The following is a 3,008-nucleotide window of genomic DNA, read 5'->3' on the forward strand; positions in this document are numbered from 1 at the left end:
CTACCGCGGCGCCGCCGCCCGGGCCTCCGCGGTCCCGGAGCCGGCCCAGGCGCCGGTCGAGCCAGGGCTGTGGCTCGCCGCGTTCACCGAGGCAGTGAACGGCCAGACCCCGTCCACCGGCGAGGCCGGTCACACCAGCGAAGAGCAGGCAGAGAAGGGCGAGCAGTGATTCAGCAGCGCACCAACATGGACTGGATGCTCAAGGACCTCGCGGACAGCGTCCCGTTCACCCGGCAGGTCATCGTGCTCTCCGCCGACGGCCTGCGGATGGCGCAGCACGGCGGCGACCCGGACGCGGCCGACCGGCTCGCCGCCGCCTGCGCCGGCCTGCAGAGCCTGGCCGCCGCCGTCGGCAACGAGTTCCCGCACGGCGACGGCCGGATGAGACTGGTCGTCATCGAGATGGGCGGCGGCTTCTTCTACCTGATGGCGGCCGGTGCCCGCGCCTACCTCGCCGTGCTGGCCGACGACGGCGTCGACGCCGGCCTGATGGGCCAGCGGATGCGTGACCTGGTCGCCCGGATCGGCGAACACCTCACCACGCCCCCGCGCAACGGCGGGCAGGTCGCATGAACTCAACCGACCGGGACTGGGACGACGGGACCGACCCCGAGCGTCTCTACGTGATCACCCGCGGCCGCAGCGGCCTGCCCGAGCAGACCACCTTCGACCTGGTGACGCTGATCGTGTCCCGGGCGGAGCCGGCGCCGACCATGCAGCCGGAGCACGCGGCGATCCTGCGGATCTGCGGTGCGCCGCTGTCCGTCGCGGAGATCTCCGCCTACCTCGGACTGCCGGTGAGCGTCGTCACCGTCCTGCTCGCCGACCTGCTCGACGAGCACCTGATCGAAGCCCGTGCCTGCGTCCCGCAGGCGATCCTCCCCGACCGCGCCCTGTTGGAGGCGGTGATGCATGGACTCCAGAAACTGTGACACCGTGACGGGCCCGCCGGTGGCGGACCTGCTGCCGGACACGGCCGCCATGGCGGTCAAGGTGGTGATCGTGGGCGGCTTCGGCGTCGGCAAGACCACGATGGTCGGCTCGGTCAGCGAGATCCGTCCGCTGACCACCGAGGAGACGATGACCCAGGCCGGCGTCGGCGTCGACGACCTCGCCGGGATCGAGCGCAAGACCTCCACCACCGTCGCGATGGACTTCGGCCGGATCAGCATCAACGCGGAACTGGTGCTGTACCTGTTCGGCACGCCCGGGCAGGAGCGGTTCTGGTTCCTCTGGAACGGCCTGTTCGAGGGCGCGCTCGGTGCGGTCGTGCTGGTCGACACCCGGCGGCTGGAGGTCAGCTTCGAGGTGATCGGCCGGCTGGAGGACCGCGGCGTGCCGTTCGTCGTCGCCGTCAACACCTTCCCCGAGTCGCCGAGCCACCCGACCGAGGACCTGCGCGCGGCGCTCGACCTGCCCGTCGAGGTGCCGATCGTCGCCTGCGACGCCCGGTCCCGGGAGTCCAGCCGGGACGTCCTGCTCGCGCTGATGCACCACCTGTACAACCTCTCGGCCCAGCCCGCGCGGTGACCCGCGGCCGCCCCCGGGCCGCCGTCCCGCCGCCGTACCGTTCCCGCTGCGTGAGGACCGGCGTTCGCGCCGGCCTCCGCGCGCCGACCCCGGAGACACCGTGACCTCCCCGTTCACCGACGACGCCTCCCCCACCCCGCCGCCCGGCTGCCCCGCCCACGGACTCGACGCCGCGGATCCCGACGGCCCCGGGCACCGGAGCCCCGGCGGCCACGGCCTCGCCGCCGCAGGCCTGCGGCGGATCTACGGGCCCGAGGCCGAGGCCGACCCGGCCGGCCTGTACGAGAAGCTGCGCGCCGAGCACGGCGAGGTGGCCCCCGTCCTGCTGCACGGCGACCTCCCCGCCTGGCTGATCCTCGGCCACTCGGCGAACCTCACCGCGATGCGCACCCCCTCGCGCTTCTCCCGGGACTCCCGCCGCTGGACAGCGTTCCAGGAGGGCCTCGTCGCCGCCGACTCCCCGCTGATGCCGGTGATCGCCTGGCAGCCGCTGTGCGTGTTCGCCGACGGCGCCGAGCACAAGCGGCTGCGCGGGGCCGTCACCGACAGCCTCAACCGCTTCGACCGGCGCGGCATCCGGCGTCACGTCACCCGCTTCACCGACCAGCTGATCGCCGAGTTCGGCCCCTCCGGCCGGGCCGAGCTGGTCTCGCAGTTCGCCGAGCACCTGCCGATGCTGGTGATGACCCAGCTGGTCGGCATGCCCGAGGAGTACGGGCCCCGCCTGGTGGACGCCGCCCGCGACCTGATGAAGGGCACCGAGACGGCCATCGCCAGCAACGACTACGTCGTCGCGTCGCTGCGCCGGATGATGGACCGCAAGCGGGAGTCGCCCGGCAGCGACCTGGTGTCCTGGCTGATGCAGCACCAGGCCGAGCTCACCGACGACGAGGTGCTGGAGCACCTGCGGGTGGTGCTGCTCGCCGCGAACGAGACGACCGTCAACCTGATCGCGGACACCCTGAAGATGGTCCTCACCGACGTCCGCTTCCGCGCCCACCTGTCGGGCGGCCACATGACGCTGCCCGACGCCCTGGACCAGGTGCTCTGGGACTCCGCGCCGATGTCGCTGGTCGCGGGCCGCTGGGCGACCGGGGACACCGAGCTCGGCGGGCAGCAGATCAGGACCGGCGACATGCTGCTGCTCGGCCTCGCCGCGGGCAACGTCGACCCGGTCGTCCGGCCCGACCTCGACAAGCCGCTCCACGGCAACCGTTCGCACCTCGCCTTCGGCGGCGGTCCGCACGAGTGCCCCGGCCAGGACATCGGGCGGGCCATCGCGGAGACCGGCATCGACATCCTGCTCACCCGGCTGCCCGACCTCCGGCTCGCCGTCCCGGAGGAGGAGTTGAGCTGGACGTCGGCCTGGATCTCGCGCCACCTGGTCGACCTGCCGGTCGAGTTCACGCCGCGTGCCGCGCCCCCGGCCGACCCGCCCGCCGTCGGCCCGGCCGTGCCCGCCGTGCCCGCCGTGCCCG

The 3,008-nt window shown here is 73.4% G+C and carries 4 protein-coding genes; all 4 read left to right on the forward strand.

Annotated elements, in window-relative coordinates; translation table 11 throughout:
* Positions 1 to 165 precede the first annotated feature (165 nt).
* Positions 166 to 573 (forward strand): roadblock/LC7 domain-containing protein, encoded by a 408-nt coding sequence (locus tag ABZ885_RS38420; RefSeq protein WP_360199422.1) that lies wholly within the window; start codon positions 166 to 168, stop codon positions 571 to 573.
* The gene (locus ABZ885_RS38425) at positions 570 to 932 is read left to right on the forward strand and encodes a DUF742 domain-containing protein (RefSeq protein WP_360199424.1); all 363 of its coding nucleotides are present in this window, start codon (positions 570 to 572) and stop codon (positions 930 to 932) included. The genes ABZ885_RS38420 and ABZ885_RS38425 overlap by 4 nt, the downstream gene beginning before the upstream one ends.
* Entirely contained in the window at positions 913 to 1,530 is a 618-nt protein-coding gene (locus tag ABZ885_RS38430; RefSeq protein ID WP_360199426.1) for an ATP/GTP-binding protein, read from the forward strand. The genes ABZ885_RS38425 and ABZ885_RS38430 overlap by 20 nt, the downstream gene beginning before the upstream one ends.
* Before the next feature lie 100 nt (positions 1,531 to 1,630).
* Positions 1,631 to 3,008 (forward strand): cytochrome P450 (locus ABZ885_RS38435; RefSeq protein WP_360199427.1); only part of this gene is annotated, 1,378 nt, incomplete at its 3' end.

It is taken from the genome of Kitasatospora sp. NPDC047058 (genome assembly GCF_040643935.1).
GTDB lineage: Bacteria > Actinomycetota > Actinomycetes > Streptomycetales > Streptomycetaceae > Kitasatospora.

Coding starts and splice junctions, on each gene's coding strand:
- ABZ885_RS38425 (WP_360199424.1), top strand. CDS start 570: ATGAACTCAACCGACCGGGACTGGGACGACGGGACCGACCCCGAGCGT.
- ABZ885_RS38430 (WP_360199426.1), top strand. CDS start 913: ATGGACTCCAGAAACTGTGACACCGTGACGGGCCCGCCGGTGGCGGAC.